This is a genomic window from Pseudomonas sp. PAGU 2196 (genome assembly GCF_022179005.1).
Classification (GTDB): Bacteria; Pseudomonadota; Gammaproteobacteria; order Pseudomonadales; family Pseudomonadaceae; genus Aquipseudomonas; species Aquipseudomonas kermanshahensis.
In genome coordinates this window covers 14,493-40,099 of the sequence record NZ_BNTL01000009.1, presented here as the reverse complement: position 1 = coordinate 40,099, position 25,607 = coordinate 14,493, and the positions used below count along the sequence as shown (strand labels likewise).

Below are 25,607 nucleotides of genomic sequence, written 5' to 3'. Positions count from 1 at the left end.
GGCATGCAACCGGGTTTACCGATTGCTGTATACCCCCCAGAACACCCTTGAAACGCTACCGATGACCCGCACGCCGGTGTACCGGCTCTCCCCTTTTTTGGATGGCCTGGGCTTAAGGATAGTTGGTAATACGCAAGGTCAAGGGCGTGAGGCCGAGAAGTTGCTCGCGACCGTTCGTCAGGTGAGCCGCGAGCCCGCATGGGGCGCGGGCTGCAGTAAAAATGAAAAAATTATTCGGCAGCGCCTTGGGCGGTCTCGGCCGGGTAGGTGGCGCGCCACAGCTCAAAGCCGCCATCGACGCTGTACACCTCTGAAAAGCCCTGGCCCGCCAGGTAGGCGGCAGCGCTCTGGCTGGAATTGCCGTGGTAGCAGACCACCAGGGTCGGTGCATCGAGGTCGGCGTTGCGGATGAAATCGGCGACCGAATGGTTGTCCAGGTGGGTGGCGCCGCTGATGTGGCCGGCGGCAAAGGCTTGTGGGTCGCGAATGTCGACCACTACCGCACCTTGCGCGCGCAGGGCCAGAGCCTGCTCGGGAGGGATGCGTTTGAATTCGCTCATGGCTACGGTTTCCTTCAGGGCTGATCGTTGAGTCTAGTGGGTTGTGCCGGCGGGCGTACGGTGCCGTCGTCGGAACAGTCGCAGCGATGGTATTCACCGCTGTCGACGTTGTAGAGGGTCATGGCACCGCCCCACACGCAACCGGTGTCCAGGGCGATGATGCCGGGCTCGTCGACGCGCCCTTCAAGGGCGGCCCAATGGCCGAAGATGATCTTCACGTGGCGTGAACGGCGGTCCTTGTGCGCATACCAGGGCTTGTAGCCTTTGGGGGCAGTGCCCAGGCCTTCCTTGCTCTTGAGGTCGAGCTTGCCCTCGGGGGTGCAGAAGCGCATGCGCGTGAGGTAGTTGGTGATCACCCGCAGGCGCTCGATGCCGGTGAGGTTCTTGCTCCACTTGTTGGGCTCGTTGCCGTACATGCCGTCGAGGTAAAGCTTGAGCCGGCCGTCGTCGCGCAGTGCTTCCTCGACTTCGGCGGCGAGCTCCAGGGCTCTGCCCAGGGTCCATTGTGGCGGTATGCCGGCATGCACCATGGCAATGCCGCGGGGCTCGTCGTAGTGCAGCAGTTTTTGCCGGCGCAGCCAGTCGAACAGCAGGTCGGCATCCGGCGCTTCGATGATTTCGCGCAGGGTGTCGCTTTTTTTCAGGCGTTCGACGTTGTGCCAGGCGGCCAGCAGGTGCAGGTCATGGTTGCCCAGCACGCAGACCAGCGACTGGCGGATCGAGTAGAGGAAACGCAGGGTCTCCAGCGATTCGGGGCCACGATTGACCAGATCGCCGACCAGCCACAGGCGGTCGACGGCGGGGTTGAAGCGAACACGTTCGAGCAGGCACTTGAGCGGTTGCAGGCAGCCTTGCAGGTCACCGACGGCGTACGTTGCCATCAGTGCAGGGCTCCGGGTACCGCCAGGCGGAAGGGCGCAATCTCGGCGTCGAAGCGTTTACCGTCTTCGGCGAACATCTGGTAGCTGCCCTGCATGGTGCCCACGCGGGTGCTGATGACCGCGCCGCTGCTGTAGGTGTGGCTCTGGCCTGGGTCGATGTTAGGTTGCTGGCCGACCACGCCGGCGCCGCGCACTTCTTCGACTTCACCGTCACCGTTGGTGATCAGCCAGTGCCGGGACATCAACTTGGCTGTGACAGAACCGTTGTTTTGCACGGTGATGGTGTAGGCGAAAGCGAAACGACTGTTTTCGGGGTCGGATTGTTCTTTGAGGTAACGGGTCACGACGCTGACGTCGATCTGGTAACGGGGATCGGACATGCAAAGGCCTTGGGCGAACTGACGCAATAATGCAGTCTAGGCCATTGGCGGGGGGGAGGGCCAGCGGTGTGGTCGCGGGCAGGTATGTGCAGGCGGGGTGGGGTGGCAGTGCCGGCCTCTTCGCGGGCAAGTCGGACCGCGAAGAGGCCGTAAAAGGCGCTAATCAGGCTTGCTGATCGGCCAACTGGTCAGCCAGGCGCACGAAGGCGGCCAGGTCCAGCTGTTCAGGCCGCAGGCTGCCATCTACGCCAGCGGCTTCGATCGCCTGGCTGTCGAGCAGGCCTTTAAGGGTGTTGCGCAGTGTCTTGCGGCGCTGGTTGAAGGCTTCGCGAACGACACGCTCCAGCAGCAGGTGGTCCTTGGCCGGGAACGGCAGCACTTCATGTGGCACCAGGCGCACGATGGCCGAATCCACTTTCGGCGGCGGGTTGAACGCGCCAGGGCCAACGTTGAACAGGTGTTCGACCCGGCAGTGGTACTGCACCATGATCGACAGGCGGCCCCAATCACCGCCACCCGGGCCTGCGGCCATGCGCTCGACCACTTCCTTCTGCAGCATGAAGTGCATGTCGCGGATCAGCCCGGCATGGCTGAGGAGGTGGAAGATCAGCGGGGTGGAGATGTTGTAGGGCAGGTTGCCGACCACCTTGAGGCTGCGCGGTGGCACACCCAGCTGGTTGAAGTCGAACTTCAGGGCGTCGCCCTGGTGCAGGCGGAAGTTGTCGCGCCCGGCAAACTTGTGCTGCAGGATCGGCACCAGGTCCTTGTCCAGCTCCACTACGTCCAATTGCGCACCGCTGCCCAGCAGGCCCTCGGTGAGGGCGCCCTGGCCCGGGCCGATTTCCAGCAGGTGTTCACCTGCCTTGGCGTTGATGGCGCGCAGGATGCGGTCGATGATGCCGGCGTCGTGCAGGAAGTTCTGGCCGAAGCGCTTGCGCGCCCGGTGTTGGTATTGCTCGTTCATGGTCGGTTCTCGGCCATCTGGTAGGCGGTTTCCAGCGCGACCCGCAGGCTGCCGGTGTCGACCTTGCCGGTGCCGGCCAGGTCCAGGGCGGTGCCGTGATCGACCGACGTGCGGATGATCGGCAGGCCCAAGGTCACATTGACTGCGGCGCCGAAACCTTTGTACTTGAGTACAGGCAGGCCTTGGTCGTGGTACATCGCCAGCACTGCGTCGCAGTGCTCCAGATATTTGGGGGTAAACAGGGTATCGGCCGGCAGCGGTCCGCGCAGGTCCATGCCTTCGGCACGCAGGCGGGCCAGTGTCGGTTCGATGATGTCAATTTCTTCGCGGCCCAGATGGCCGCCTTCTCCGGCGTGCGGGTTGAGGCCGCACACCAGGATGCGAGGGTTGGCAATGCCGAACTTGTCGCGCATGTCGGCATGCAGGATGCGGGTGACACGCTCGACGCGTTCGGCCGTGATGGCGTCGGCAATGTCGCGCAGTGGCAAGTGCGTGGTCACCAGGGCCACGCGCAGGCCACGGGTCGCTAGCATCATCACCACCTGCGCGGTGTGGGTCAGCTCGGCCAGAAACTCGGTATGCCCGGAGAAGGCAATGCCGCTTTCGTTGATCACACCCTTGTGCACCGGGGCGGTGATCATCCCGGCGAAATGCCCGTCGAGGCAGCCGTTGCCGGCGCGGGTCAGGGTTTCCAGCACGAAGCCAGCATTGGCCTTGTCCAGTTGCCCTGCCGTCACGGCGGTGGCCAAGGGCGTATCCCACACATACAGGCTGCCCGCAGGCGCCGGCTGGTCGGGCCAGTGCCCAGGCGCTACCGGCAGCAGGTTGACGGCCAGCCCCAGCTGCGTGGCCCGCTCGGCGAGCAGGTCACGGCTGGTGATGGCGATCAGGGGGTGGGGCTGGGCGTCTGCGGCGAGCAGCAAGCACAGGTCGGGACCTATGCCAGCTGGCTCGCCGGGGGTGACGGCGAAGCGCAGGGGCTTCACTGGGCGGCCTGGTCGGCGCCAGGCAGCTTGATTTCAACGTAGGCTTCGTCGCGGATCTGGCGCAGCCAGGTCTGCAGCTCTTCGTCGTACTTGCGGTTGCGCAGCACATTCATGGCCTGCTGCTCGCGTGCCTGCTCGGTGCTGTCGGTGGCGCGGCGGCCCAGCACTTCCAGAACATGCCAGCCGTACTGGGTCTTGAACGGTTTGGTCACCACACCTTGCTGGGCGCTGGCCATCTGCTCGCGGAACTCCGGTACCAGGCTGTTCGGGTCGACCCAGTTGAGGTCGCCGCCGTTGAGTGCGGAGCCCGGGTCTTCCGAGAAGCTCTTCGCCAGTTCGCCGAAGTCTTCGCCGTTCTGGATACGGTCGTACAGGCGCTCGGCCAGCTGCTTGGTGGCCGCTTCGCTGCGGATTTCGCTCGGCTTGATCAGGATGTGGCGGACATGCACTTCGTCACGCAGCACGTTCTCGCCACCACCACGCTTCTCCTCGAGCTTGAGCAGGATGAAGCCGTTGGGGATGCGGATTGGCTGGGTGATGTCGCCGACCGACATGTTGCTGAGCATCTTGGCGAAGTCAGGTGGCAGCTGGCCGGCTTTACGCCAGCCCATTTCACCACCCTCAAGGGCGTTTTCGCTGGCCGAGTTGGCAATCGCCACCTGGCCAAAGTCGGCGCCCTGGCGCAGTTGCTGGTAGAGCTCACCGACCTTGCGCGCCGCTTTCTGGATGTCGTCCGAATTGGCGGCTTCCGGGGTCGGGATGAGGATGTTGGCCAGGCGGTACTCTTCCGAGAGCTGCATCTTGCCCAGGTCCGAGTTCAGGTAGTTTTTCACTTCCTGCTCGGAAACCTGAATGCGCTCGGCCACGCGGCGCTGACGCACGCGGCTGATGATCATTTCGCGCTTGACCTGCTCGCGCGCGTCGTCGAACGACAGACCATCATGGGCGAGGGCTGCGCGGAACTGGTCCAGCGACATGCCGTTGCGCTGGGCAATGGTGCCGATGGCCTGGTTCAGCTCCTCATCGGTGATGCGGATACCGGAGCGCTCGCCGATCTGCAGCTGCAGGTTCTCGACGATCAGGCGCTCGAGCACCTGCTGTTCCAGAGCGCTGGTCGGTGGCACGCCGGCGCCACGCTTGGCGATGGTTTGCTGAACTTCGTGGACGCGCTGGTCCAGTTGGCTCTGCATGACCACGTCGTTGTCGACGATGGCCACCACTTTGTCCAGGGGTTGTACCGCGGCATGCACCGCGCCACTCAGCAATGCAGCGCCCAGCAACACTGGGCGCAGACGATCAATAAGCTTGGTCTTCACGTGTACGGTAACCTTGAATGCCTTCGTCGAGGAAAGATTCGACCTTGTTGCCTACTACACCACCGAGGCCTTTCAGCACGATCTGCAGGAAGATACCGTGGTCGCCTTTTTCGTTCTGCGGGAGTGCCTGGCTGAAGTCGTCGTAGTCGATCCAGTAACGGTTGACCAGGCGCAGCTTCCAGCAGCAGTTGTCGTATTCGAAACCACCCATGGCTTCCAGGGTGCGGTTGCGGTTGTAGTCATGCTGCCAGCGAGCGATCACGCTCCACTGTGGAACGATCGGCCAGATGACCGAGAAGTCATGCTGTTGGATCTTGTAGTAATCCTTGATGTAGTTCGGATCACCAGGCGTGCCGTAGTCGCCGCCACCCACTTTCCAGGTACCCGTGGTCGAGTCGTAGGCAATGGTGTCGTTGCGGTAGCGGTAGCCGAGGTTGACGATCTTGTTCGGATTGTCTTCAGGCTGGTAGTGGAACATCGCGCTGCCCGAGCGGGTGCTGCGGCTGTCCGGGTCCCAGTTGAAGTCCGAGTTGAAGCGCCAGTCGCGGTTGAAGTTGTAGCTGTACAGCAGTGCGTACGGCGACACGTCAGACTGCGAGTCTTTACGGGTGCGGTAGTCGATGCCTGGCAGTTGGACTTTGCGGTCCTTGAAGTACAGCGCCTGACCGATGCTGAAGCTCTGACGCTCGAAGCCGTTGTCTTCGATCCAGCGCGTGGTCACGCCCAGCGACAGCTTGTTCTCGTCGCCGATGCGGTCGGTACCGCTGAAGCGGTTGTCGCGGAACAGCGAGTCGTAGCTGAACAGGGTTTCGCCCGAGTCGAACAGCGGGATGTCCTTCTGGTCCTCGTAAGGGACGTAGAGGTAGAACATGCGCGGTTCGAGGGTCTGGCGGTAGTTGGTACCGAACATCGACGTGTTGCGATCGAAGTACAGGCCGCTGTCGACGCTGAAAATCGGAACGTCGCGGTTCAGGCTGCTGTTGAAGTCGCCGTTGAGCGCGACCGAGGCTGGGTTGTTGGCGATGTCGCTCTTGCCCTTGCCATCCAGATCGAGGTCATAGTGGGTGTACATGTACTTAAGCTTCGGCGTGATGTAGCCGTAGCTTGCTTGCATAGGCAAGCTCATGGACGGGGCAACGTTCAGTCGCGTGCCGTTGGCGCGGGCAACACCGAAGATGTTCTCGTCCAGGCGACGGCCAGGAACGCCGGCACTTGCGTCAGGGTTGCCATCTTTGTCGAGTACGAAGTCGTTTTTCAGGTCACGATCAAAGCGAACCGCTTCAGTCTCATACCCAAAATTCAAACCACCCGGCTGGAACGGCAATGCGCCATTGAGGGTGATCTGCGGCAGACGGTCATACGGCGTGATCTGCGAGATGGTCGCCATCTCGTAGGCATGCACGTTCAACCGTGCGGTATAGCTGTCGCCACGGTAGGTCAGGGCACCCTGCTGGTTGAGCAGGTCACGGCTTTCGACGCCGATCTGGTCGGACTCCAGGTCCTGGAAGTAGAACGGGTCGCTGATGTCGGTGTAGTCCACCTCGGTCATCAGGCGCTCGTCCAGCCCGCCCTTGTGCTGCCAGTTGACCATCCAGCGCTGATCTTTGTAGTCAGTCTGGTCTTTACGGTCGTCGTCCTTGTCGTTCAGGTACGCGCCGCCGAACTGGCCTTCGCTGGATGGGGTCAGGTAACGGAACTCACCTTCCATCAGCAGGCCGCGCTTGGTCATGTAGCGCGGGTACAACGTGGCATCATAGTTGGGCGCCAGGTTGAAGTAGTACGGCGTGACCAGCATGAAGCCGGTGTCGCTGCTGCTGCTGAACGACGGCGGCAGGAAGCCGGACTGGCGACGGTCGTCGATCGGGAAGTAGATGTACGGTGTGTAGAACACCGGGAAATCCTTGACCCGCAAGGTGACGTTGGTCGCGGTACCGAAGCCGGTCGCCGGGTTCAGCGTGATGTTGTTGCCCTTCAGCTGCCAGGCGTTACTGCCCGGTTCGCAGGTGGTGTACGTACCGTCTTTCAGACGGATGATGGCGTTTTCGCCACGCTTGGCGTACAGGGCGTTGCCGCGAATGTGCGACTTGTGCATCACGTATTCGGCGTTGTCGACCTGGGCTTCACCCGTGTCGAGCTGGATCTGCGCCTCGTCACCCACTACCAGCGAGCCGTTGTCACGGATCTTGACGTTGCCCTTGAGCTCGCCACGGTTCTCGGTCTGGTAGAGGTTGGCCTCGTCGGCCTCGGCCTGCATGCTGCCTTGGCGCATGACCACGTTACCGGCGAGGGTAGCGATCTGCTGCTCCTGCTGGTACTTGGAAACCTTGGCATTGATGTAGGTCGGCGATTCGTCCTTGGGCGTGGTGTCGGCCATGCCTGGGCGGGTCGGCTCGATGTACGCGCCACCGCAGTACGGGCCGGTTTCGGCCAGTTGGGCTGCGGTGAGCTTGTCACGGGGAACCCAGTCCAGGTGGCTGTAGTCTTCGCTGCGCGACTTCAGGCCACGGCCCTTGGCCTCGGTGACCAGCATCGGTTTGTCCGCGGTTTCGGCCTCGGCCGCCTGGGCCTCGGTGCCGGAACTGAGGGCAGCACCCTCGTGCACCGGACGCGGCGGCAGGTTGTTGACTGGAGTCTTGGGCTTGCAGTCCCAACCGCCGGAGGCGGACACTTGGCAGTCGAACTGTTCGGCTGCCACGACGTACGAGGTGGCCAGAGGTTGCAGGGCCAGCAAACCGCCGGTGACCAGCAACGGAAACTTTCTACGAAACGCGGGGGATTTCAATGCCATCTTATTAGTCCGGGCTTCCTGCGTGCCATCTGCCCGCGTGTGGGGCCGCACGCCTCTCGATGGTCTGAAAAAGATGCTGGATAATAAAGCATGACCCGCTTGACGGCTAGGGCCGTCGGAGACCCTTGTAATGCCTGATCACGATGTACGCTTGCAACAACTGACTGTCTGGCTCGATGAGCAGCTCAACAATCTTTTTCTGAAAAACGCCTGGGGCGAAGTGCCAGCAGGTAGCCTGACGGCCGCCAGTAGCGATGCGAGCTTCCGTCGCTACTTCCGCTGGCAGGGCGCTGGGCGCAGTTTCGTGATCATGGACGCCCCGCCGCCGCAGGAGAACTGCCGACCGTTCGTCGCCATCGATCACCTGCTGGCCAGTGCCGGTGTGCATGTGCCAGTGATCCATGCCGAAGACCTGGAGCGCGGTTTCCTGCTGCTGGGCGACCTGGGCCATCAGACATACCTGGACATCATTGATGCCGACAACGCCGATGCCCTGTTCAGCGACGCCATCGATGCGCTGCTGGCGTTCCAGCGCCTGCCGATGGACGCGCCACTGCCGAGCTACGACGATGCCCTGCTGCGCCGTGAAGTCGAACTGTTCCCGGAGTGGTATGTCGGGCGGGCGCTTGGCCTGACCCTCACCGAAGCCCAGCAAGCCACCTGGCAGCGTGTGAGCCAGGCGCTGATCGACAGTGCCCTGGCCCAGCCCAAGGTGCTGGTGCACCGCGACTACATGCCGCGCAACCTGATGCAGAGCACGCCAAACCCAGGCGTGCTGGACTTCCAGGACGCCGTCTACGGCCCGGTCACCTATGACATCACCTGCCTGTTCAAGGATGCCTTCCTCAGCTGGCCACAGGCCCGTGTCGAAGCCTGGCTGCGGGATTACTGGCAAAAGGCGCAGGCGGCCGGCATTCCGGTACAGGCCGACTTCGAGGCGTTCCACCGTGCCAGCGACCTGATGGGCGTGCAGCGCCATCTCAAGGTCATCGGTATTTTCGCCCGCATCTGCCACCGCGACGGCAAGCCACGCTACCTGACAGACGTCCCGCGCTTCTTCGCCTATATAGATGAAGTGATCAAGCGCCGCCCCGAGTTGGCGGAGCTGGGTGAACTGATCGCGGAACTCCAGGCCGGAGCGCGTGCATGAAGGCGATGATCCTGGCGGCAGGCAAGGGCGAGCGCATGCGCCCTTTGACCTTGCATACCCCAAAACCCCTGGTGCCCGTCGCCGGTCAGCCGCTGATCGAATACCACCTGCGTGCCTTGGCGGCTGCGGGGGTTACCGAAGTGGTGATCAACCATGCCTGGCTCGGCCAGCAGATCGAAGACCACCTGGGCGATGGCAGCCGCTTCGGCCTGAGCATCCGCTATTCACCCGAGGGCGAGCCGCTGGAAACCGGTGGCGGGATCTTCAAGGCCCTGCCGTTGCTGGGCGAGGCGCCGTTTCTGCTGATCAATGGTGACGTCTGGACCGACTACGATTTCGCTCGCCTGAAAGCGCCGCTTGCGGGCCTGGCGCATCTGGTGCTGGTCGACAACCCTGGCCATCACGGCCGTGGCGACTTCCGCCTGGTAGCCCAGCAGGTCGTGGATGGCGACGACGCACCGGGTACCCTGACCTTCAGTGGCCTGTCGGTGCTGGACCCGGCGTTGTTCGCCGGTTGCCAGCCGGGTGCTTTCAAGCTGGCCCCCCTGCTGCGTCAGGCCATGGCGCAGGGCAAGGTCAGTGGTGAGCACTACCGTGGCCATTGGGTCGACGTCGGTACGCTCGAGCGCCTGGCGCAGGCTGAACGCCTGATCGGCGAGCGCGCCTGACATGTGGTGGCCAAGCACGGTAATTGGTGCCGGTGCCGGTTTTGCCGTCGCCAGCATCCCGGGCGCCCTGCTCGGTGCCCTGGTAGGGCAGGCCATGGACCGGCGCCTGCAGGTGCGCGGCTGGGAGGACCTGCGCGAGCGCTTGGGCGGGCGCCCGGCCTTGCGTGACGAAGAATTGCTGTTCGTGCTGCTGGGCAGGCTGGCCAAGTGCGATGGCCGGGTTGCCGAGCAGCATATTCAGCAGGCACGCCAAGAGATGGTGCGCCTGGACCTGGCCGACGCGGCCCGGCTGCGGGCGATTGCCGCGTTCAACCGCGGCAAGGCCGGCAAGGACCGACTGGCCGGCCATCTGCGTCGTATCCGCGAGCAGCCGCACGCCGCCGAAGGGACCTTGCGCGCCTGTTGGCGCATGGTCTGGGCCGACGGCAAGGTCGGCGCCAAAGAGCGCGACTTGCTGTTGGACTGGGGGCAGACGCTGGGCTTGAGCCGGCGGCAGGTGCAAGCCATGTCGCTTGAGTACGAGCCGCGCAAGTCCGGGCTGGACGGCGGCACCATGACCTACGCGGCAGCCATGCGCCTGCTGGCCGTGGAGGCAGATACCGAGGGCGACAAGGTCAAGCAGGCTTATCGCCGGCTGGTTAGCCGCCATCACCCGGACAAGCTGGCGGGCAGCGGTGCCACGGATGCCCAGGTGCGTGCAGCGACCGAGCGGACCCGGGAGTTGCATCAGGCGTATGCGCTGATTCGCAAGCGGCGGGGTTTGTAGAAAAGCGGGGGCGCTTTGCGCCCCATCGCGACACAAGGCCGCTCCCACAAGTGCTGTGCATCCCTCGGGCTTTGCGCGAACTTGTGGGAGCGGCCTTGTGTCGCGAAAAGGGGTGCAAAGCACCCCCATCGATTTCAGCTCACTCTTGCGGGTTCATCCACCCACGCACCCGGCGGAACAATTGTTCCTGTTCAGCGGCCTTGTTACCGGGCATTGCAATCAGCGACAACTGGCGGTACTGGCTGTCCTTCTGCCGTTTGCTGGCCTGCAAGCGCAGTTCCGCGGCACGTCGATCGCCCGTGCGGGTGGCGTAATACACGTCGGCGGTCGGCACCTTGAGGGTCGGCGCGAGGCTTTCCAGGTCATGTTCCACCCGGGCCGGCGTCTGCGCGGCGATCATCACCAGCTTTTGCACCTGCGCGGGTTGTTTCTCGCTCAGGTAGCGGGCTGCCCAGTACGCGCCACTGCCATGGCCGATCAGCACGATGCTGCGTGAGTCATGCTGTTGCGCGTAAGCCACCGCCGCGTCGAGGCGGGCGAAGATACGTTCGGCGTCGGCCGGGTCATTCTGCTCGCTGGCCTGTGCGGCATCGGTGCTTTCTGCCGTGTCGGGGTCGGCGGCAGTCGCCTGGGCGACGTTGGCATTGGCATCGGTCGGTGTGTCTTTGGCGGGGGCTGTTTCGCCCTCGTCCTTGGCAGGGGCCGCTGCGGGCTTGGCTTCGACACGCGCCTGCGGGCTGTCGGCGAGCAGGTCGGGCAGGCTGACGCTGAGGCTGTGCCAGCCCACATCGGGGAACTTGCGCCGCAACGGGCCGACGGCGTTCGGCCAGTCGGCCGTTTCACCGGCACCGGGCACGAGGATCACCGCACCTTTGGGGTCGTTGCTGTTGGCCGGTTTCCACAGGGCCAGGAAACTTTCGGCGCCTGCCTGCAGGGTTTGCTGCTCGGCCTTGGGTACCAGGCGCTCCAGGGCCAGGGCGTCTTCCTGGCTGCGTTCCAGCAGGGGCGGGCGGGTGGCTTCGGCCGGTGGGGCCTCGGCGGTGGTCGGTGGTTTTTCAGCGTCGGCGGCCATGGCGCCGAGCGGAAGGATCGAGGCTAGGCAGCACATTGCCAGCGTCGTGCGATAAAGTGTGGACATGCGTCAACCCAAGGCCAGAATGATACCGGCAGCCTAATAGTATTTGCCCGCGACGGCCATGTTAGGGCCGCCCTTGCCAAGACGAGCGTGTAGATGAAGCGAATGCGTCGCCTGTTGGTTATCGGCTGCTTGTGGCTGCCCTTGATCGCCTTGGCAAGGCCTGAAACCGTGCCGAGCGTTGCCCTTGAGCCCGCGCAACAGCAGTGGTTGGACACCCACCGCAGCCTGCGCGTCGGCCTGGTGCTGCAAGCGCCTTATGCGCAGTTCGACCGGCGCTTGCAGCAACTGTACGGGGCCAACGTCGAGTTGGTGAACGCGTTGGCGCAGGCACTGAGGCTGGACCTCACCTGGCGAAACTTTGCCGACCAGGCCAGCCTCGAGCATGCGTTGCAGGCCGGTGAAATCGATTTTGCCCCCGGCCTGACACAAACCCCGGCAAGCCTGCGCCTGTGGCTGTTCAGCGACCCGTACATGCGCGTGCCGCAGCTGGTGGTCGGCCCACGTACAGGCGCCATGGCCGTCGAGCTGGAAACACTCGAACCCGATCAGCGCGTCGCGGTGCGCATGCCCAGCCCGTTGGCGGACTACCTGCGTAGCAACTACGGCACGCTCAACTTGCAGGGCGTGCCCAACGAGCGCGAGGCCTTGCAGTTGATCGTGGGTGGCCAGGCCAGCTACGCGGTGCTCGATGAAGCCCAGCTCAGCCGCCTGTCGCGTGAAAGCGAGTTCGGCGAGCTGGCGGTGGTTGGCGATATTGGCCTGCCGCAGCTGCTGCGGGTGGGTTCGCGGCGCGACTGGCCGTTGCTGGCCGACGTGCTCGAACGTGGCCTGCAGGCCATGCCGGCCAAGGCCTTGGAACAACTTCACCAACGCTGGTTGCAACCCAAGTACCCACGCTTGAGCGAGTCGGCAGGCTTCTGGCAAAACCTCGCCATGCTGTTTGGCATGTTGTTGCTGTGTGCGCTGGCCACGTTGATCTGGCAGCGCCGCCAGCAGCGCCAACTGGAACGTAGCCTGCTGGCCACCCGCGAGAACCTGGCTGAGCGCCAAGTGCGTGAAGAGGCGCTGCGGCTGAGCCAGTTCGCCATCGACCAGAGCACCGTGGGCATTTTATGGGTCAATTGGGACAGCCATGTCCGTTATGCCAACCATGCCGCAGAGCGCATGCTGGGCTATGGTGAGGGCGCGTTGCTGGAACGCCCGCTGAGCGACTTCGAGCCCAACCTGAACATGGACCGCTGGCTGGAGCTGTGGCGCGGCGCGCGGGCGGGGGGAGGGGGTGTGGGGCAATTCGAGACCCATTGCCAGCGCGCCGACCTCAGCGTGCTGCCGGTGGAGCTTTCGTTAAGCTTCCTGCGTTTTCGTGATGCCGAGTACCTGGTGGTGTACATCGCCGATGTCACCGAACGCCACCGCGCACTGGCAGCGCTGCGCGAAAGTGAAGCGCGCCTCAAAGGCATCGCCGGCAACGTGCCGGGGCTGGTGTTCCGGCTGGAACGTGACCCGGCCGAAGGCGACCTGGAGTTCCCCTACATTAGCGAAGGCAGCGAGGCCTTGGTCGGCTACGCACCTGCCGAAATCCAGCACCCGCAGATGGGCCTGCGCAACCTGGTGCACCCCGAAGACCGCAGCGACTATCACCGGGTGCAGGACCTGGCCTTGGCCAGCAACCAGGACTGGTCCTGGCAAGGGCGCATCCTCACGCGCCAAGGGGAACAGCGTTGGGCCGACATCAAGGCCAGTACCCGGCGCCTGGCCGATGGCCGGGTGGTGTGGGACGGTATCGTCTGGGACATCACCCAGGGCAAGCGGGCAGAACTGGCGTTGGCGCGTTCCCAAGAGCAACTGCGCGAACTGTCGGCGCACCTGGAGAGCGTGCGCGAAGAAGAAAAGGCCCGCATCGCCCGCGAAGTGCACGATGAGCTGGGGCAGATGCTGACCGTGCTCAAGCTCGAAGTCTCGATGTGTGAGCTGGCCTTTGCCGAACTGGACCCGGGCCTTAACGAGCGTTTGTCGAGCATGAAGCGCCTGATCGCCCAGCTGTTCCAGCTGGTGCGCGACGTAGCCACGGCATTGCGCCCGCCCATTCTCGATGCCGGTATCGCCTCGGCCATCGAGTGGCAGGCGCGGCGTTTCGAGGCGCGTACGCAGATTCCCTGCCTGGTGCAGGTACCGGATAATCTGCCAGCATTGAGTGATGCCAAGGCGACCGGGCTGTTTCGTATCCTTCAGGAGGCGCTGACCAACGTCATGCGCCATGCCCAGGCGCACAGCGTAGAGATCGAGCTGGTGCGTGAAGCGGGGCAATTGCGCATGACCGTCAGCGACGACGGCACAGGTTTTTGCCGCGATCAGACCCGGCCCACCTCGTTCGGCCTGGTGGGCGTGCGCGAGCGCGTGCTGATGCTGGGTGGCAGCATGACGCTGGACAGTGAACCGGGCGAGGGCACCAGCCTGAGCGTGGCCATTCCGTTGGAGTAGGAGAACGATCGTGATTCGAGTGCTGGTGGCGGAAGACCACACCATTGTCCGTGAAGGCATCAAGCAATTGATTGGCCTGGCCAAGGACATGCAAGTGGTGGGCGAGGCCGGCAATGGCGAGCAGTTGCTCGAAGCCTTGCGCCATATGCCGTGTGAAGTGGTGTTGCTGGATATCTCGATGCCCGGTGTCAGCGGCCTTGAGGCCATCCCCAGAATCCGCGCCCTGAACGACCCTCCGGCGATCCTGATGCTGTCGATGCATGATGAGGCGCAGATGGCGGCGCGGGCGCTCAAGGCCGGTGCCGCAGGTTATGCCACCAAGGACAGTGACCCTGCCTTGCTGCTGACCGCTATTCGGCGGGTTGCCGGGGGCGGGCGCTACATCGACCCAGCGCTGGCCGACCGCATGGTCTTCGAGGTGGGCCTGACCGAGTCCCGGCCGTTGCACACGCTGCTCTCGGAGCGGGAGTTTTCGGTGTTCGAGCGCCTGGCCCAGGGCGCCAACGTCAACGACATTGCCCAGCAACTGGCGCTGTCGAGCAAGACCATCAGTACCCACAAGGCGCGGTTGATGCAGAAGCTCAAGGTGAACTCGCTGGCGGAACTGGTGAAGTACGCCATGGAGCACAAGCTGGTCTGAGTGTTCTGGTTGCGACATGGCCTGACGGTTGGCAATGAGCGAGTACTGTGGGAGCGGGCTTGCCCCGCGAAAGGGCCGGCAAGCTCAACCTCATTGCCTGGGGTGGCGCATTCGCGGGGCAAGCCCGCTCCCACAAGGTGAAGTGGTGTGCCTGGGGTCCATTCCAATCCCGCCATTCTTGTAGGGCAATCCCTACACAGAATCTTCCATCTGGATGATGGCATTCTCTCAGCACCCCCGATTTTCGGGCGTTTGCGTCTTGTCTAGTCTTTGCCTACGCAGTCATCCAACAAGAAGGTGCAGGCATGAGCGAGGCGAATTCGAACGCTGCAACCAGCGAAACGTTGGTCAGCTTCCGTGGTGTGCAGAAGAGCTACGACGGCGAGTCGCTGATCGTCAAAGACCTCAACCTGGACATCCGCAAGGGCGAGTTCCTCACCTTGCTCGGCCCGTCCGGCTCGGGCAAGACCACCAGCCTGATGATGCTGGCCGGTTTCGAAACCCCCACCGCCGGCGAGATCCAGCTGGCCGGGCGCTCGATCAACAACGTGCCGCCGCACAAGCGCGACATCGGCATGGTGTTCCAGAACTACGCGCTGTTCCCACACATGACCGTGGCCGAGAACCTGGCCTTCCCGCTGACCGTGCGCAACCTGAACAAGACTGACATCAGCGAGCGGGTCAAGCGTGTGCTCAACATGGTGCAGCTCAATGCCTTTGCCAAGCGCTACCCCGGCCAGCTGTCGGGTGGCCAGCAGCAGCGGGTGGCCCTGGCGCGGGCCCTGGTGTTCGAGCCACAGCTGGTGCTGATGGACGAACCCCTGGGCGCACTCGACAAGCAGCTGCGTGAACACATGCAGATGGAGATCAAGCATATCCACCAGCGCCTGGGGGTGACTGTGGTGTATGTGACCCACGACCAAGGCGAGGCGCTGACCATGTCTGACCGGGTGGCGGTGTTCCACCAGGGCGAAATCCAGCAGATCGCCGACCCGCGCACGCTCTATGAAAAGCCGTGCAACACCTTCGTCGCCAACTTCATCGGCGAGAACAACCGCATCAACGGCACCCTGCTGGCCAGTGATGGCCATCGCTGCCAGGTGCAGCTGGCGCGGGGCGAGCGGGTCGAGGCGCTGGCGGTGAATGTCGGCCAGGCCGGCGAGCCGGTGACCTTGTCGATCCGCCCGGAACGGGTGCGCCTCAATGGCCACAGCGAACGTTGCGTCAACCGCTTCTCTGGCCGTGTGGCCGAGTTCATTTACCTGGGCGATCACGTACGGGTGCGCCTGGAAGTCTGTGGCAAGGCCGACTTCTTCGTGAAGCAGCCGATCGCCGAGCTCGACCCGGCGCTGGCCGTGGGCGATGTGGTACCGCTGGGCTGGGAGGTGGAGCACGCCCGCGCGCTCGATCCGATTGCCGAAGCCCATTGATGGATTGCTTCACCAACCCTGTACTGTGGAGAGAATAATAATGCGCAAGCAGTTGAAACTGACGGCCCTGGCCCTGGGGCTGTTCGCCGCTGGCCAGGCCATGGCGGCCGACCTGACGGTGATCTCTTTCGGTGGCGCCAACAAGGCCGCCCAGGTCAAGGCGTTCTACGAGCCTTGGGAAAAGGCGGGTAACGGCAAGATCGTCGCCGGTGAGTACAACGGTGAAATGGCCAAGGTCAAGGCCATGGTCGACACCAAGAGCGTGTCCTGGAACCTGGTGGAAGTCGAGTCGCCAGAGCTGTCTCGCGGGTGCGACGAGGGCATGTTCGAAGAACTCGACCCTGCGCTGTTCGGCGATGCAGCCGACTATGTGCCGGGTGCCATCCAGCCTTGTGGCGTGGGCTTCTTCGTCTGGTCCACGGTCATGGCCTACAACGCTGACAAGCTCAAGACGGCGCCTACCAGTTGGGCCGATTTCTGGGACACCAAGAAATTCCCGGGCAAGCGTGGCCTGCGCAAAGGCGCCAAGTACACGATGGAATTCGCCTTGATGGCCGATGGCGTTGCGCCCAAGGATGTGTACAAGGTGCTGGTGACCAAGGAGGGCCAAGACCGCGCCTTCAAGAAGCTCGACGAACTCAAACCCAGCATTCAGTGGTGGGAAGCCGGCGCCCAACCGCCGCAGTTCCTGGCCTCGGGTGACGTGGTCATGAGCTCGGCCTATAACGGCCGGATCGCCGCCGTGCAGAAAGAGAGCAACCTCAAGGTGGTGTGGAACGGCGGCATCTACGATTTCGATGCGTGGGCAATTCCAAAAGGTGCCAAGAACGTCGATGAGGCGAAGAGGTTCATTGCCTACAGCGTCAAGCCCGAGCAGCAGAAAACCTACTCCGAGAACATCGCCTACGGCCCGGCCAACTCCAACGCCGTGAGCCTGCTGTCGGACGAGGTGAAGAAAGACATGCCGACCACGCCTGAAAACATTGCCAATCAGGTGCAGATCGACGTGGGCTTTTGGGCTGACAACAGCGAGCAGCTGGAGCAACGCTTCAACGCCTGGGCGGCGAAGAAGTAAACGACAAGGAGCCGCTACGCGGCTCATCGCCGGCAAGCCGGCTCCCACCGGCCAGGCGTAGCGCCTGAGCCCAACGCTGTATCTGTGGGAGCCGGCTTGCCGGCGATGGCTGCGCAGCAGCCCTGATTTCAGCCGGTTTTTACGGAGTTCGCCATGGCCATTGCAGTGCCCCTCAACGAAGGCGCAGGTCCAAGTCTCAAGCAGCGCCTCAAGCACGCCGAGCGGGTCAACCGCTGGAAGGCGCAGGCGTTGATCGCGCCGTTGGCGCTGTTCCTTCTGCTGGTGTTTCTGGTGCCGATCGCAGCGCTGTTGTACAAGAGCGTCGGCAACCCGGAGGTGGTCGCCGGCCTGCCGCGTACCGTCGAAGCGGTGTCGCAGTGGGATGGCAAGAGCTTGCCCGGTGAGGCGGTATACAAGGCACTGAGCCAGGACCTGGCCGAGTCGCGCAAGAACCAGACCCTGGGCGACCTCTCCAAGCGCCTGAACATGGAACTGGCGGGCTACCGCAGCCTGTTGACCAAGACCGCACGAGCGTTACCGTTCAAGGCTGAACCTGCCTCTTATAAAGAAGCACTGCAAACCCTCGATGAGCGTTGGGGCGACCCGGCCTACTGGCAGGCGATCCGCCGCAATACCAGCTCGGTCACCTCGTTTTACCTGCTGGCGTCGCTCGACCACCGTATCGATGACCTTGGCGAGCTGGCCAAGGCCACGCCTGACCAGGCCATTTACCTGGATATCTTTGCCCGCACCCTGTGGATGGGGGTGGTGATCACCGCCATCTGCCTGGTGCTGGCCTACCCGCTGGCGTACTTGCTGGCCAATCTGCCGGCCCGGCAGAGCAACCTGCTGATGATTCTGGTGCTACTGCCGTTCTGGACCTCGATCCTGGTGCGGGTGGCGGCGTGGATCGTGCTGCTGCAGTCGGGCGGGTTGATCAACAGTGCGCTGATGGCCATGGGCATCATCGATGAACCGCTGGAGCTGGTGTTCAACCGTACCGGTGTGTACATCTCGATGGTCCATATCCTGCTGCCGTTCATGATCCTGCCGCTGTACAGCGTGATGAAGGGCATTTCGCCCAGCTACATGCGTGCGGCCATCTCGCTGGGTTGCCACCCGTTCGCCAGCTTCTGGCGGGTGTACTTCCCGCAGACCTACGCCGGTGTTGGCGCGGGCTGCCTGCTGGTGTTCATCCTGGCGATCGGCTACTACATCACCCCGGCATTGCTGGGCAGCCCGAACGACCAGATGGTCAGCTACTTCGTGGCTTTCTATACCAACACCAGCATCAACTGGGGCATGGCGACCGCGCTGGGCGGCCTGCTGCTGTTGGCGACCGTGCTGTTGTACCTGATCTATAGCTGGCTGGTCGGCGCCAGCCGCCTGCGCCTGAGCTGAGGAGCCTTGTCATGCTGAGCCCTTACATGTCACCCGTGGAGCGGGTCTGGTACTACAGCCTGCGCATCCTTTGCGGCTTGATCCTGCTGTTTCTGATCTTGCCGGTGCTGGTGATCGTGCCGCTGTCGTTCAACAGTGGCAGCTTTCTGGTGTACCCGTTGCAGGGCTTTTCGCTGCAGTGGTACCAGGACTTCTTCGGCTCTGCCGAGTGGATGCGGGCACTGAAGAACAGCATCATCGTCGCTCCGGCGGCCACGGTGCTGGCGATGGTGTTCGGTACGTTGGCGGCGATTGGCCTGACCCGCGGCGACTTCCCGGGCAAGTCGCTGGTGATGGCGCTGGTGATTTCGCCGATGGTGGTGCCGGTGGTGATCGTCGGTGTGGCCAGTTACCTGTTCTTCGCGCCACTGGGGATGGGCAACAGCTTTACCTCGTTGATCCTGGTGCATGCGGTGTTGGGTGTGCCGTTCGTCATCATCACCGTGTCGGCGACGTTGCAGGGCTTCAACTACAACCTGGTGCGCGCGGCGGCTAGCCTGGGCGCTTCGCCGCTGGTGGCGTTCCGCCGGGTAACGCTGCCGTTGATCGCCCCGGGGGTGATCTCGGGTGCGCTGTTTGCCTTTGCGACGTCGTTCGACGAGGTGGTGGTGACGTTGTTCCTCGCCGGGCCTGAGCAGGCGACCTTGCCACGGCAGATGTTCAGCGGAATCCGCGAGAACCTGAGCCCGACCATTGCGGCGGCGGCCACGTTGCTGATCGCGTTTTCGGTGGTGCTGCTGCTGACCCTGGAGTGGTTGCGTGGGCGTAGCGAGAAGCTGAGAACCCAGCAGCCTGCTTGATTGAGGTTGCCAGTGCCGGCCTCTTCGCGGGGCAAGTCGGATCGCGAAGAGGCCGGTACAGGTTGAAACAGCCGGTCGACACGGATTGATACCAATCAGCCTCTACCCGTTCGCCTGAGTTACAATGCGCGCCACCGTGATTCTGACCTACAGGTGCGCCATGCAGCCCTACGCTATTGCCCCCTCCATTCTCTCCGCCGATTTCGCCCGCTTGGGCGAGGACGTCGACAAGGTGCTGGCCGCGGGTGCCGACATCGTTCACTTCGATGTGATGGACAACCACTACGTCCCCAACCTGACCATCGGCCCGATGGTGTGCACCGCCCTGCGCAAGTACGGCGTGACCGCCCCGATCGATGTGCATCTGATGGTCAGCCCGGTCGACCGTATCATCGGCGACTTCATCGATGCCGGCGCCACTTACATCACCTTCCACCCGGAAGCCAGCCAGCACATCGACCGCTCGCTGCAGCTGATCCGCGACGGTGGTTGCAAGGCCGGCCTGGTGTTCAACCCGGCGACCAGCCTGGATGTGCTCAAGTATGTGATGGACAAAGTCGACATGGTCCTGCTGATGAGCGTCAACCCAGGCTTTGGCGGGCAGAAGTTCATCCCGGGCACCCTCGACAAGCTGCGTGAGGCGCGCGCGCTGATCGACGCCAGTGGCCGTGATATCCGTCTGGAAATCGACGGTGGCGTCAACGTCAACAATATCCGCGAAATCGCCGCTGCTGGCGCTGACACCTTCGTCGCCGGTTCGGCCATCTTCAATGCCCCGGACTATCAGGAAGTCATCGCCAAAATGCGCGCCGAACTGGCCCAGGCCCGCCCATGAGCGGCTTCGAGCAGCTGTTCCCAGGGACGCTGCCAAGGCTGGTGATGTTCGATCTGGACGGTACCCTGATCGACTCCGTGCCAGACCTGGCCGCCGCCGTGGACCGCATGCTGCTCGAACTTGGGCGCCCGCCAGCGGGCCTGGACGCCGTACGCCACTGGGTTGGCAACGGCGCCCAGGTGCTGGTGCGCCGGGCGCTGGCCGGGGGCATCGAGCATGCCTCGGTGGACGATGCGCTGGCCGAACAGGCGCTGGCGCTGTTCATGGAGGCTTATGCCGAAAGCCATGAACTGACCGTGGTCTACCCCGGCGTGCGCGACACCCTGCGCTGGCTGCGCAAGCAAGGCGTGGAGATGGCGCTGATCACCAACAAGCCCGAGCGCTTCGTCGCCCCGCTGCTGGACCAGATGAAGATCGGTCGCTACTTCCGCTGGATCATCGGCGGAGACACCCTGCCACAAAAGAAACCCGACCCCGCGGCACTGCTGTTCGTCATGCAGATGGCCGGTGTCACGCCGCAACAGTCGCTGTTCGTCGGCGATTCGCGCAGCGATGTGCTGGCCGCCAAGGCTGCCGGTGTGCAGTGCGTGGGCCTGACCTACGGCTACAACCACGGCCGGCCGATCAACGACGAATCGCCGAGCCTGGTGATCGACGACCTGCGTGCATTGCTGCCCGGTTGCGCAGACCCGGCCACTGGGATAACGTTGGCGGACCTTCAAGCCTCACAAGACAGAGAGTCCACCGTGGCGGTTACTGGCAAATTCTGGATGAAAGTCATCAAGGCCCTGGCCCGTTGGCGTTGGCGCGCCTGACTTCTGCTCGCCGGCCGCTGCCGGCCCGTCCGTTTGCCTGACCTTACTGCTGCTTGCCACGAGGCTACTCATGACCCGCGAAGAATTCCTGCGCCTGGCCGCTGCCGGCTACAACCGCATCCCCCTGGCCTGTGAAACCCTGGCCGACTTCGACACGCCGCTGTCGATCTACCTGAAACTGGCCGACCAGCCCAACTCCTATTTGCTCGAGTCCGTACAGGGCGGCGAGAAGTGGGGGCGTTACTCGATGATCGGCTTGCCATCGCGCACGGTGATGCGTGTGCATGGCTACCACGTCAGTATCCTGCAGGATGGCGTCGAGGTAGAGCGCCACGACGTCGACGACCCGCTGGCCTTCGTCGAGTCCTTCAAGGACCGCTACAAGGTCGCGGATATTCCCGGGCTGCCGCGTTTCAACGGTGGGCTGGTCGGCTACTTCGGCTATGACTGCGTGCGCTATGTGGAGAAGCGTCTGGGCGCGAGCCCGAACCCGGACCCGCTGGGCGTGCCGGATATCCTGCTGATGGTGTCTGACGCCGTGGTGGTGTTCGACAACCTGGCGGGCAAGATGCATGCAATCGTGCTGGTCGACCCGGCCGAAGAGCAAGCCTTCGAACAGGGCAAGGCTCGCCTGGCCGGTTTGCTGGAGACCCTGCGCCAGCCGATTACCCCGCGCCGTGGCCTGGACCTGAGCGGCCCGCTCGCCGCCGAGCCGGAATTCCGCTCCAGCTATACCCGCGAGGATTACGAGAACGCGGTTGGCCGCATCAAAGAGTACATCCTGGCCGGTGACTGCATGCAGGTGGTGCCGTCCCAACGCATGTCGATCGACTTCAAGTCTGCGCCCATCGACCTGTACCGTGCGTTGCGCTGCTTCAACCCGACGCCGTACATGTACTTCTTCAATTTCGGCGACTTCCATGTGGTCGGCAGTTCGCCTGAAGTGCTGGTGCGTGTCGAGGACAACCTGGTCACCGTGCGCCCGATCGCCGGTACGCGCCCACGGGGTGCGACGGAAGAAGCCGACCGTGCGCTGGAAGACGACTTGCTGTCGGACGAGAAAGAGATTGCCGAGCACCTGATGCTGATCGACCTGGGCCGCAACGACGTGGGCCGTGTGTCCTCGACCGGCAGCGTGCGCCTGACCGAGAAGATGGTGATCGAGCGTTACTCCAACGTGATGCACATTGTGTCCAACGTCACCGGTCAGCTGCGTGAAGGCCTTACCGCCATGGATGCATTGCGGGCGATTCTGCCAGCCGGCACGTTGTCGGGTGCACCGAAAATCCGCGCCATGGAAATCATCGACGAGCTGGAGCCGGTCAAGCGTGGCGTTTACGGCGGTGCAGTGGGCTACTTTGCCTGGAACGGCAACATGGACACCGCGATTGCCATCCGTACCGCGGTGATCAAGGACGGCGAGCTGCATGTGCAGGCGGGTGGCGGCATCGTGGCCGACTCCGTGCCGGCGCTGGAGTGGGAAGAAACCATCAACAAGCGCCGCGCGATGTTCCGCGCGGTGGCGTTGGCTGAGCAGACCTCTACCAAGTAATTGTGGGAATTTGGGGCTGCTGTGCAGCCCCTCGCCGGCATGAGGGAGCGGGTGAACCCGCTTCCTCAGGGCCCAAACCACTCAGAAGTCCAAGCTGACCGCCAAACTCACCCCCTGCTGCGTCAACTCATCACTCTTGCGCCAGTTGTAATTCCCTCGCACATGCACCCCCGCCATCAGCTCATGGCTCAAGCCCAAGCTGGCCCGGGTCAGGTCACTGTGCGGCGTGTACCCGGTCAGGGTGAAGTCGTGCGCCGCCAACGTCGTCAGGTGCATCGTCACGTCCTGTTGGTCATCCTCGAACTCGTGCTCCTGGGCAACCTCGGCAAACAGCCGCGTCCCCGTTGCCACCTGCACACTGCCTAACAGCCCGATGCCCAGCCGCCGCGAGGTACGTTCCTGGTCATCGAAGCCCAGCGCTGTCGAGCGCCCGCTCTTCTCGTCATAACCATCGACCTTGACCCGGGCATAGTCGGCGCTGATGAACGGCGCCAGTTGCCACGGGCTGCTCTCGGCGGCCAGGTTGTAACCCAGCCGGCCCGTCACCGCCCACGCCTCACCATCGGTATCGCCTTTTTCGCTGCGGTCATTCACGCCGAGGGCGAAGGTGCGTTTGAGGTCGCTGTAGTCCAAGTGCCCGGCCGTCAGTGCAGCATCGGCCCACCAGTGGTCCTGGCGGTATTGGGCAAACGCCGTGGCCAGGTAGCTGTCGAGCTTGTAGTCCGAGTCCTGTTCACCCGCCTCCAGTTTCTGCCGGTATACGCCACCCGCCAGGCCCAGGCGCCAGGCATCGTTCAAACGGTAGCTGCCACCCAGGGTCAGGTTGTAGCCGCGGCCATCGCCGCTGGCCGCGCTGCGCTGGCCGTCAAAGTCCAGGTCCTGTGCGCCGGTGGCGACGAAGGCCTGCCATTGCCCCACGGCTTGCCAGGGCGTTTGCCACTGGTTGCGCAGCTCGTCCTGGTGGGCGCGCAGGGTGGCGTGGGCCATTTCCGGCAACAGGGTCAGTTCCCAGGGGGCGGAGATGATCGAGTAGGCGTAATCAGCTATCAACTGCTGGCCGGCAATGGTCGGGTGTACCGAGTCGTTGAACAGCAGTTTGGTTGGGTCCGGAGTGGCGCCGTTGATGCCGTAGACCGGGTTTTCGACGCAGCCTTGACCGCTGTAGCAGGTGCCGACCAGGTTCTGGCCGCTGGCCAAGCCGAATTGGGTCGGGCTGGCCAAGGCCTCAGCCAGTAATACCGGAATGTTCAGTGGGATGATCTCGGCGTCGATCTGCCCGAGTTGATTGAGCAGTGACTGGTTGAACACGCCCGACAGCAGCGACAGCGGGTTCTGTTGCGGGGTGCCGCTGAAGTTCGGTGTTTGGCCCAGGTCGGGCAGCAACCAGACCATGATGTAGCGGGCGCCGCCTTGTTGCAGGGCTTGGGCGCTGGCAGCCAGCCGGCCTCCAGCAGCGGCGGCATCGGCGGGGCTGTTCACCAGGCCCTGGAGGAAGTCGTTACCGCCACCGGTGAGGTAATAGAGCGCGTTGGGGTCGGCGCGCAGGCCATTGGCCAGGTAGCCGGGGCGTTCACGGAAGACAAAGCCTGGCGCCGGCCCATTGGGGGGGACGATCACTTTCGATGACTCGGTGATCGAATCGAGAATCTGCTGTGTCGTGTAGCCGCCCACTGCCCAGTTGTTGCCATCAGGCCGGATGCCGACCGACGTGGAGGGGTTGAGTTCGTCTTGCCCGATGCCCAGCCGACCGCCAAGAATCATCGGCGAAACCGGCGCGAAGTTACCGTCGGCATCGCGGTTGGTGAAACGCTGGCCTGCCGTACCGCCGGTCAGGTCAGGAAACTGGCCGGCATCACTCAGGCTGTCGCCAAAAACGATCAAGGTCGAATAAGGGGAAGGGGCAGCGAATGCCTGGCTGCAGGCCAGGGCCAAAGAGGCGAGGGTAAAGCGCAACAAGGGAGCTTTTCGCATCAGAGAACATCCTTTTCTTTGTTTTTATGAGGACTACCCGATCGACCATAGCAAATCGCGGGGCTTGTCTCCCAAGTCCATTCGTTTCCCCGTGTTTACAGGCATATTGCGCCCATCGCCCCGGTAGGCTACTGTGCCGGGACGTATGAGCGAGACCTATCCTGTGTTGATCGTCAGCAAACTCTTGATGCGCGTTATCAAGGCCCACGCCCGTTGGCGTTGGCGCGCCTGACTTTATCTCCTGCCGGCCAGCCCGGCCCGTTTCTGTTTGCCTTCTTATCCGTTTCCGAATGCCCTTAGTGGCAATGCCATGCTGCGGGCGGTGTAGGAAGGTTCGTATTCTGAAGTCAGTAGATTCAAGAGGTTTAGCCCGATGTTACTGATGATCGACAACTACGACTCATTCACTTACAACGTCGTCCAATACCTCGGCGAGCTAGGTGCCGAGGTCAAGGTCATTCGCAATGACGAAATGACCATCGCTGAAATCGAAGCCCTCAACCCGGAGCGCATCGTTGTCTCCCCTGGCCCCTGCACGCCGAGCGAGGCGGGTGTGTCGATCGAGGCGATCCTGCGCTTTGCTGGCAAACTGCCGATTCTGGGCGTCTGCCTAGGCCACCAGTCGATCGGCCAGGCATTTGGCGGCGACGTCGTGCGTGCCCGCCAGGTGATGCACGGCAAGACCAGCCCTGTGCTGCACCGCGACCTGGGCGTGTTCGCCGGCCTCAACAACCCGCTGACCGTGACTCGCTACCACTCCCTGGTGGTCAAGCGTGAAACCCTGCCCGATTGCCTGGAAGTCACTGCCTGGACTGCCCATGCAGACGGTACGGTCGACGAGATCATGGGCTTGCGCCACAAGACCCTGAATATCGAAGGGGTGCAGTTCCACCCCGAGTCCATCCTCACCGAGCAGGGCCACGAGCTGTTCGCCAACTTCCTCAAGCAGACCGGCGGCCGCCGCTAAGGAT

Annotated in this window: 22 protein-coding genes; 13 read left to right on the top strand and 9 right to left on the bottom strand. The window is 63.4% G+C overall.

Annotated features, from left to right (window positions below; translation table 11 throughout):
* Window positions 1–230 precede the first annotated feature (230 nt).
* From glpE to MFF34_RS08345, 7 genes are all read right to left on the bottom strand, one after another.
* A complete protein-coding gene (gene glpE, locus MFF34_RS08375) occupies window positions 231–560 on the bottom strand; it encodes a thiosulfate sulfurtransferase GlpE (protein WP_027594383.1) in 330 nt (109 codons plus the stop codon).
* 14 nt (window positions 561–574) lie between these two features.
* Window positions 575–1,441 carry a symmetrical bis(5'-nucleosyl)-tetraphosphatase gene (locus tag MFF34_RS08370; protein WP_238212354.1) on the bottom strand — a complete coding sequence of 289 codons (867 nt, stop codon included), beginning with the start codon at window positions 1,439–1,441 and terminating at the stop codon, window positions 575–577.
* The gene (gene apaG, locus MFF34_RS08365) at window positions 1,441–1,821 is read right to left on the bottom strand and encodes a Co2+/Mg2+ efflux protein ApaG (protein WP_238212352.1); all 381 of its coding nucleotides are present in this window, start codon (window positions 1,819–1,821) and stop codon (window positions 1,441–1,443) included. The genes MFF34_RS08370 and apaG overlap by 1 nt, the downstream gene beginning before the upstream one ends.
* 163 nt (window positions 1,822–1,984) lie before the next feature.
* A complete protein-coding gene (gene rsmA, locus MFF34_RS08360; RefSeq protein ID WP_027594386.1) occupies window positions 1,985–2,785 on the bottom strand; it encodes a 16S rRNA (adenine(1518)-N(6)/adenine(1519)-N(6))-dimethyltransferase RsmA in 801 nt (266 codons plus the stop codon).
* A complete protein-coding gene (gene pdxA / locus MFF34_RS08355; protein ID WP_099428175.1) occupies window positions 2,782–3,771 on the bottom strand; it encodes a 4-hydroxythreonine-4-phosphate dehydrogenase PdxA in 990 nt (329 codons plus the stop codon). The genes rsmA and pdxA overlap by 4 nt, the downstream gene beginning before the upstream one ends.
* Window positions 3,768–5,087 carry a peptidylprolyl isomerase SurA gene (gene surA, locus MFF34_RS08350; RefSeq protein ID WP_238212350.1) on the bottom strand — a complete coding sequence of 440 codons (1,320 nt, stop codon included), beginning with the start codon at window positions 5,085–5,087 and terminating at the stop codon, window positions 3,768–3,770. The genes pdxA and surA overlap by 4 nt, the downstream gene beginning before the upstream one ends.
* The gene (locus MFF34_RS08345) at window positions 5,068–7,875 is read right to left on the bottom strand and encodes an LPS-assembly protein LptD (RefSeq protein WP_027594389.1); all 2,808 of its coding nucleotides are present in this window, start codon (window positions 7,873–7,875) and stop codon (window positions 5,068–5,070) included. Before MFF34_RS08345 ends, surA begins: the two co-directional genes overlap by 20 nt.
* Before the next feature lie 130 nt (window positions 7,876–8,005).
* On the opposite strand from MFF34_RS08345, the gene MFF34_RS08340 reads away from it, so the two are divergent.
* The 3 genes from MFF34_RS08340 to MFF34_RS08330 are packed head-to-tail and all read left to right on the top strand — an operon-like array spanning window position 8,006 to window position 10,459.
* The gene (locus tag MFF34_RS08340; protein WP_186681353.1) at window positions 8,006–9,025 is read left to right on the top strand and encodes an aminoglycoside phosphotransferase family protein; all 1,020 of its coding nucleotides are present in this window, start codon (window positions 8,006–8,008) and stop codon (window positions 9,023–9,025) included.
* Window positions 9,022–9,693, top strand: coding sequence for an N-acetylmuramate alpha-1-phosphate uridylyltransferase MurU (gene murU / locus MFF34_RS08335; RefSeq protein ID WP_027594391.1), 672 nt, complete (start codon window positions 9,022–9,024; stop codon window positions 9,691–9,693). Before MFF34_RS08340 ends, murU begins: the two co-directional genes overlap by 4 nt.
* 1 nt (window position 9,694) lies before the next feature.
* Entirely contained in the window at window positions 9,695–10,459 is a 765-nt protein-coding gene (locus MFF34_RS08330; RefSeq protein WP_027594392.1) for a TerB family tellurite resistance protein, read from the top strand.
* 139 nt (window positions 10,460–10,598) lie between these two features.
* Here the strand turns inward: MFF34_RS08330 and MFF34_RS08325 are convergent, their stop codons facing one another.
* Complete coding sequence (locus MFF34_RS08325; RefSeq protein WP_238212348.1) at window positions 10,599–11,597, bottom strand: alpha/beta hydrolase family protein; 999 nt, start codon at window positions 11,595–11,597, stop codon at window positions 10,599–10,601.
* A gap of 93 nt (window positions 11,598–11,690) precedes the next feature.
* On the opposite strand from MFF34_RS08325, the gene MFF34_RS08320 reads away from it, so the two are divergent.
* The 9 genes from MFF34_RS08320 to trpE all read left to right on the top strand — a co-directional run bounded on the left by MFF34_RS08320 (window position 11,691) and on the right by trpE (window position 22,665).
* Window positions 11,691–14,078: a PAS domain S-box protein gene (locus tag MFF34_RS08320; protein ID WP_238212345.1), complete on the top strand. Its 2,388-nt coding sequence runs from the start codon at window positions 11,691–11,693 to the stop codon at window positions 14,076–14,078.
* A 7-nt stretch (window positions 14,079–14,085) separates the two neighbouring features.
* Window positions 14,086–14,718, top strand: coding sequence for a response regulator transcription factor (locus MFF34_RS08315; RefSeq protein WP_172960400.1), 633 nt, complete (start codon window positions 14,086–14,088; stop codon window positions 14,716–14,718).
* A gap of 305 nt (window positions 14,719–15,023) precedes the next feature.
* A complete protein-coding gene (locus MFF34_RS08310; protein ID WP_238212343.1) occupies window positions 15,024–16,148 on the top strand; it encodes an ABC transporter ATP-binding protein in 1,125 nt (374 codons plus the stop codon).
* A gap of 40 nt (window positions 16,149–16,188) precedes the next feature.
* Window positions 16,189–17,223, top strand: a complete 1,035-nt coding sequence (locus tag MFF34_RS08305) for an ABC transporter substrate-binding protein (protein ID WP_238212341.1) — start codon at window positions 16,189–16,191, stop codon at window positions 17,221–17,223.
* 153 nt (window positions 17,224–17,376) lie between these two features.
* A complete protein-coding gene (locus tag MFF34_RS08300; RefSeq protein WP_027594398.1) occupies window positions 17,377–18,624 on the top strand; it encodes an ABC transporter permease in 1,248 nt (415 codons plus the stop codon).
* A gap of 11 nt (window positions 18,625–18,635) precedes the next feature.
* On the top strand, window positions 18,636–19,463 hold the full coding sequence (locus tag MFF34_RS08295; protein WP_238212332.1) for an ABC transporter permease: 828 nt from the start codon (window positions 18,636–18,638) through the stop codon (window positions 19,461–19,463).
* A 160-nt stretch (window positions 19,464–19,623) separates the two neighbouring features.
* The gene (rpe, locus tag MFF34_RS08290; RefSeq protein WP_099430855.1) at window positions 19,624–20,298 is read left to right on the top strand and encodes a ribulose-phosphate 3-epimerase; all 675 of its coding nucleotides are present in this window, start codon (window positions 19,624–19,626) and stop codon (window positions 20,296–20,298) included.
* Entirely contained in the window at window positions 20,295–21,113 is an 819-nt protein-coding gene (locus tag MFF34_RS08285) for a phosphoglycolate phosphatase (RefSeq protein ID WP_027594401.1), read from the top strand. The genes rpe and MFF34_RS08285 overlap by 4 nt, the downstream gene beginning before the upstream one ends.
* 70 nt (window positions 21,114–21,183) lie before the next feature.
* Window positions 21,184–22,665: an anthranilate synthase component I gene (gene trpE / locus MFF34_RS08280; protein WP_238212330.1), complete on the top strand. Its 1,482-nt coding sequence runs from the start codon at window positions 21,184–21,186 to the stop codon at window positions 22,663–22,665.
* A gap of 81 nt (window positions 22,666–22,746) precedes the next feature.
* Here trpE and estP read toward each other — a convergent pair whose 3' ends face one another.
* Window positions 22,747–24,636, bottom strand: a complete 1,890-nt coding sequence (gene estP / locus MFF34_RS08275) for an esterase EstP (protein WP_238212328.1) — start codon at window positions 24,634–24,636, stop codon at window positions 22,747–22,749.
* A 373-nt stretch (window positions 24,637–25,009) separates the two neighbouring features.
* Between estP and MFF34_RS08270 the strand changes: the two genes are divergently transcribed.
* Window positions 25,010–25,603, top strand: coding sequence for an aminodeoxychorismate/anthranilate synthase component II (locus MFF34_RS08270; RefSeq protein ID WP_238212313.1), 594 nt, complete (start codon window positions 25,010–25,012; stop codon window positions 25,601–25,603).
* Window positions 25,604–25,607: the final 4 nt, after the last annotated feature.

Bases quoted from the DNA above. Each gene is read 5' to 3' on its own strand.
- murU (WP_027594391.1), top strand. From the start codon at position 9,022: ATGAAGGCGATGATCCTGGCGGCAGGCAAGGGCGAGCGCATGCGCCCT.
- MFF34_RS08370 (WP_238212354.1), bottom strand. From the start codon at position 1,441: ATGGCAACGTACGCCGTCGGTGACCTGCAAGGCTGCCTGCAACCGCTC.
- rpe (WP_099430855.1), top strand. From the start codon at position 19,624: ATGCAGCCCTACGCTATTGCCCCCTCCATTCTCTCCGCCGATTTCGCC.
- MFF34_RS08295 (WP_238212332.1), top strand. From the start codon at position 18,636: ATGCTGAGCCCTTACATGTCACCCGTGGAGCGGGTCTGGTACTACAGC.
- apaG (WP_238212352.1), bottom strand. From the start codon at position 1,821: ATGTCCGATCCCCGTTACCAGATCGACGTCAGCGTCGTGACCCGTTAC.
- MFF34_RS08305 (WP_238212341.1), top strand. From the start codon at position 16,189: ATGCGCAAGCAGTTGAAACTGACGGCCCTGGCCCTGGGGCTGTTCGCC.
- MFF34_RS08325 (WP_238212348.1), bottom strand. From the start codon at position 11,597: ATGTCCACACTTTATCGCACGACGCTGGCAATGTGCTGCCTAGCCTCG.
- MFF34_RS08330 (WP_027594392.1), top strand. From the start codon at position 9,695: ATGTGGTGGCCAAGCACGGTAATTGGTGCCGGTGCCGGTTTTGCCGTC.
- MFF34_RS08300 (WP_027594398.1), top strand. From the start codon at position 17,377: ATGGCCATTGCAGTGCCCCTCAACGAAGGCGCAGGTCCAAGTCTCAAG.
- MFF34_RS08285 (WP_027594401.1), top strand. From the start codon at position 20,295: ATGAGCGGCTTCGAGCAGCTGTTCCCAGGGACGCTGCCAAGGCTGGTG.
- estP (WP_238212328.1), bottom strand. From the start codon at position 24,636: ATGCGAAAAGCTCCCTTGTTGCGCTTTACCCTCGCCTCTTTGGCCCTG.
- MFF34_RS08310 (WP_238212343.1), top strand. From the start codon at position 15,024: ATGAGCGAGGCGAATTCGAACGCTGCAACCAGCGAAACGTTGGTCAGC.
- MFF34_RS08345 (WP_027594389.1), bottom strand. From the start codon at position 7,875: ATGGCATTGAAATCCCCCGCGTTTCGTAGAAAGTTTCCGTTGCTGGTC.
- MFF34_RS08270 (WP_238212313.1), top strand. From the start codon at position 25,010: ATGTTACTGATGATCGACAACTACGACTCATTCACTTACAACGTCGTC.
- MFF34_RS08320 (WP_238212345.1), top strand. From the start codon at position 11,691: ATGAAGCGAATGCGTCGCCTGTTGGTTATCGGCTGCTTGTGGCTGCCC.
- rsmA (WP_027594386.1), bottom strand. From the start codon at position 2,785: ATGAACGAGCAATACCAACACCGGGCGCGCAAGCGCTTCGGCCAGAAC.
- trpE (WP_238212330.1), top strand. From the start codon at position 21,184: ATGACCCGCGAAGAATTCCTGCGCCTGGCCGCTGCCGGCTACAACCGC.
- glpE (WP_027594383.1), bottom strand. From the start codon at position 560: ATGAGCGAATTCAAACGCATCCCTCCCGAGCAGGCTCTGGCCCTGCGC.
- MFF34_RS08340 (WP_186681353.1), top strand. From the start codon at position 8,006: ATGCCTGATCACGATGTACGCTTGCAACAACTGACTGTCTGGCTCGAT.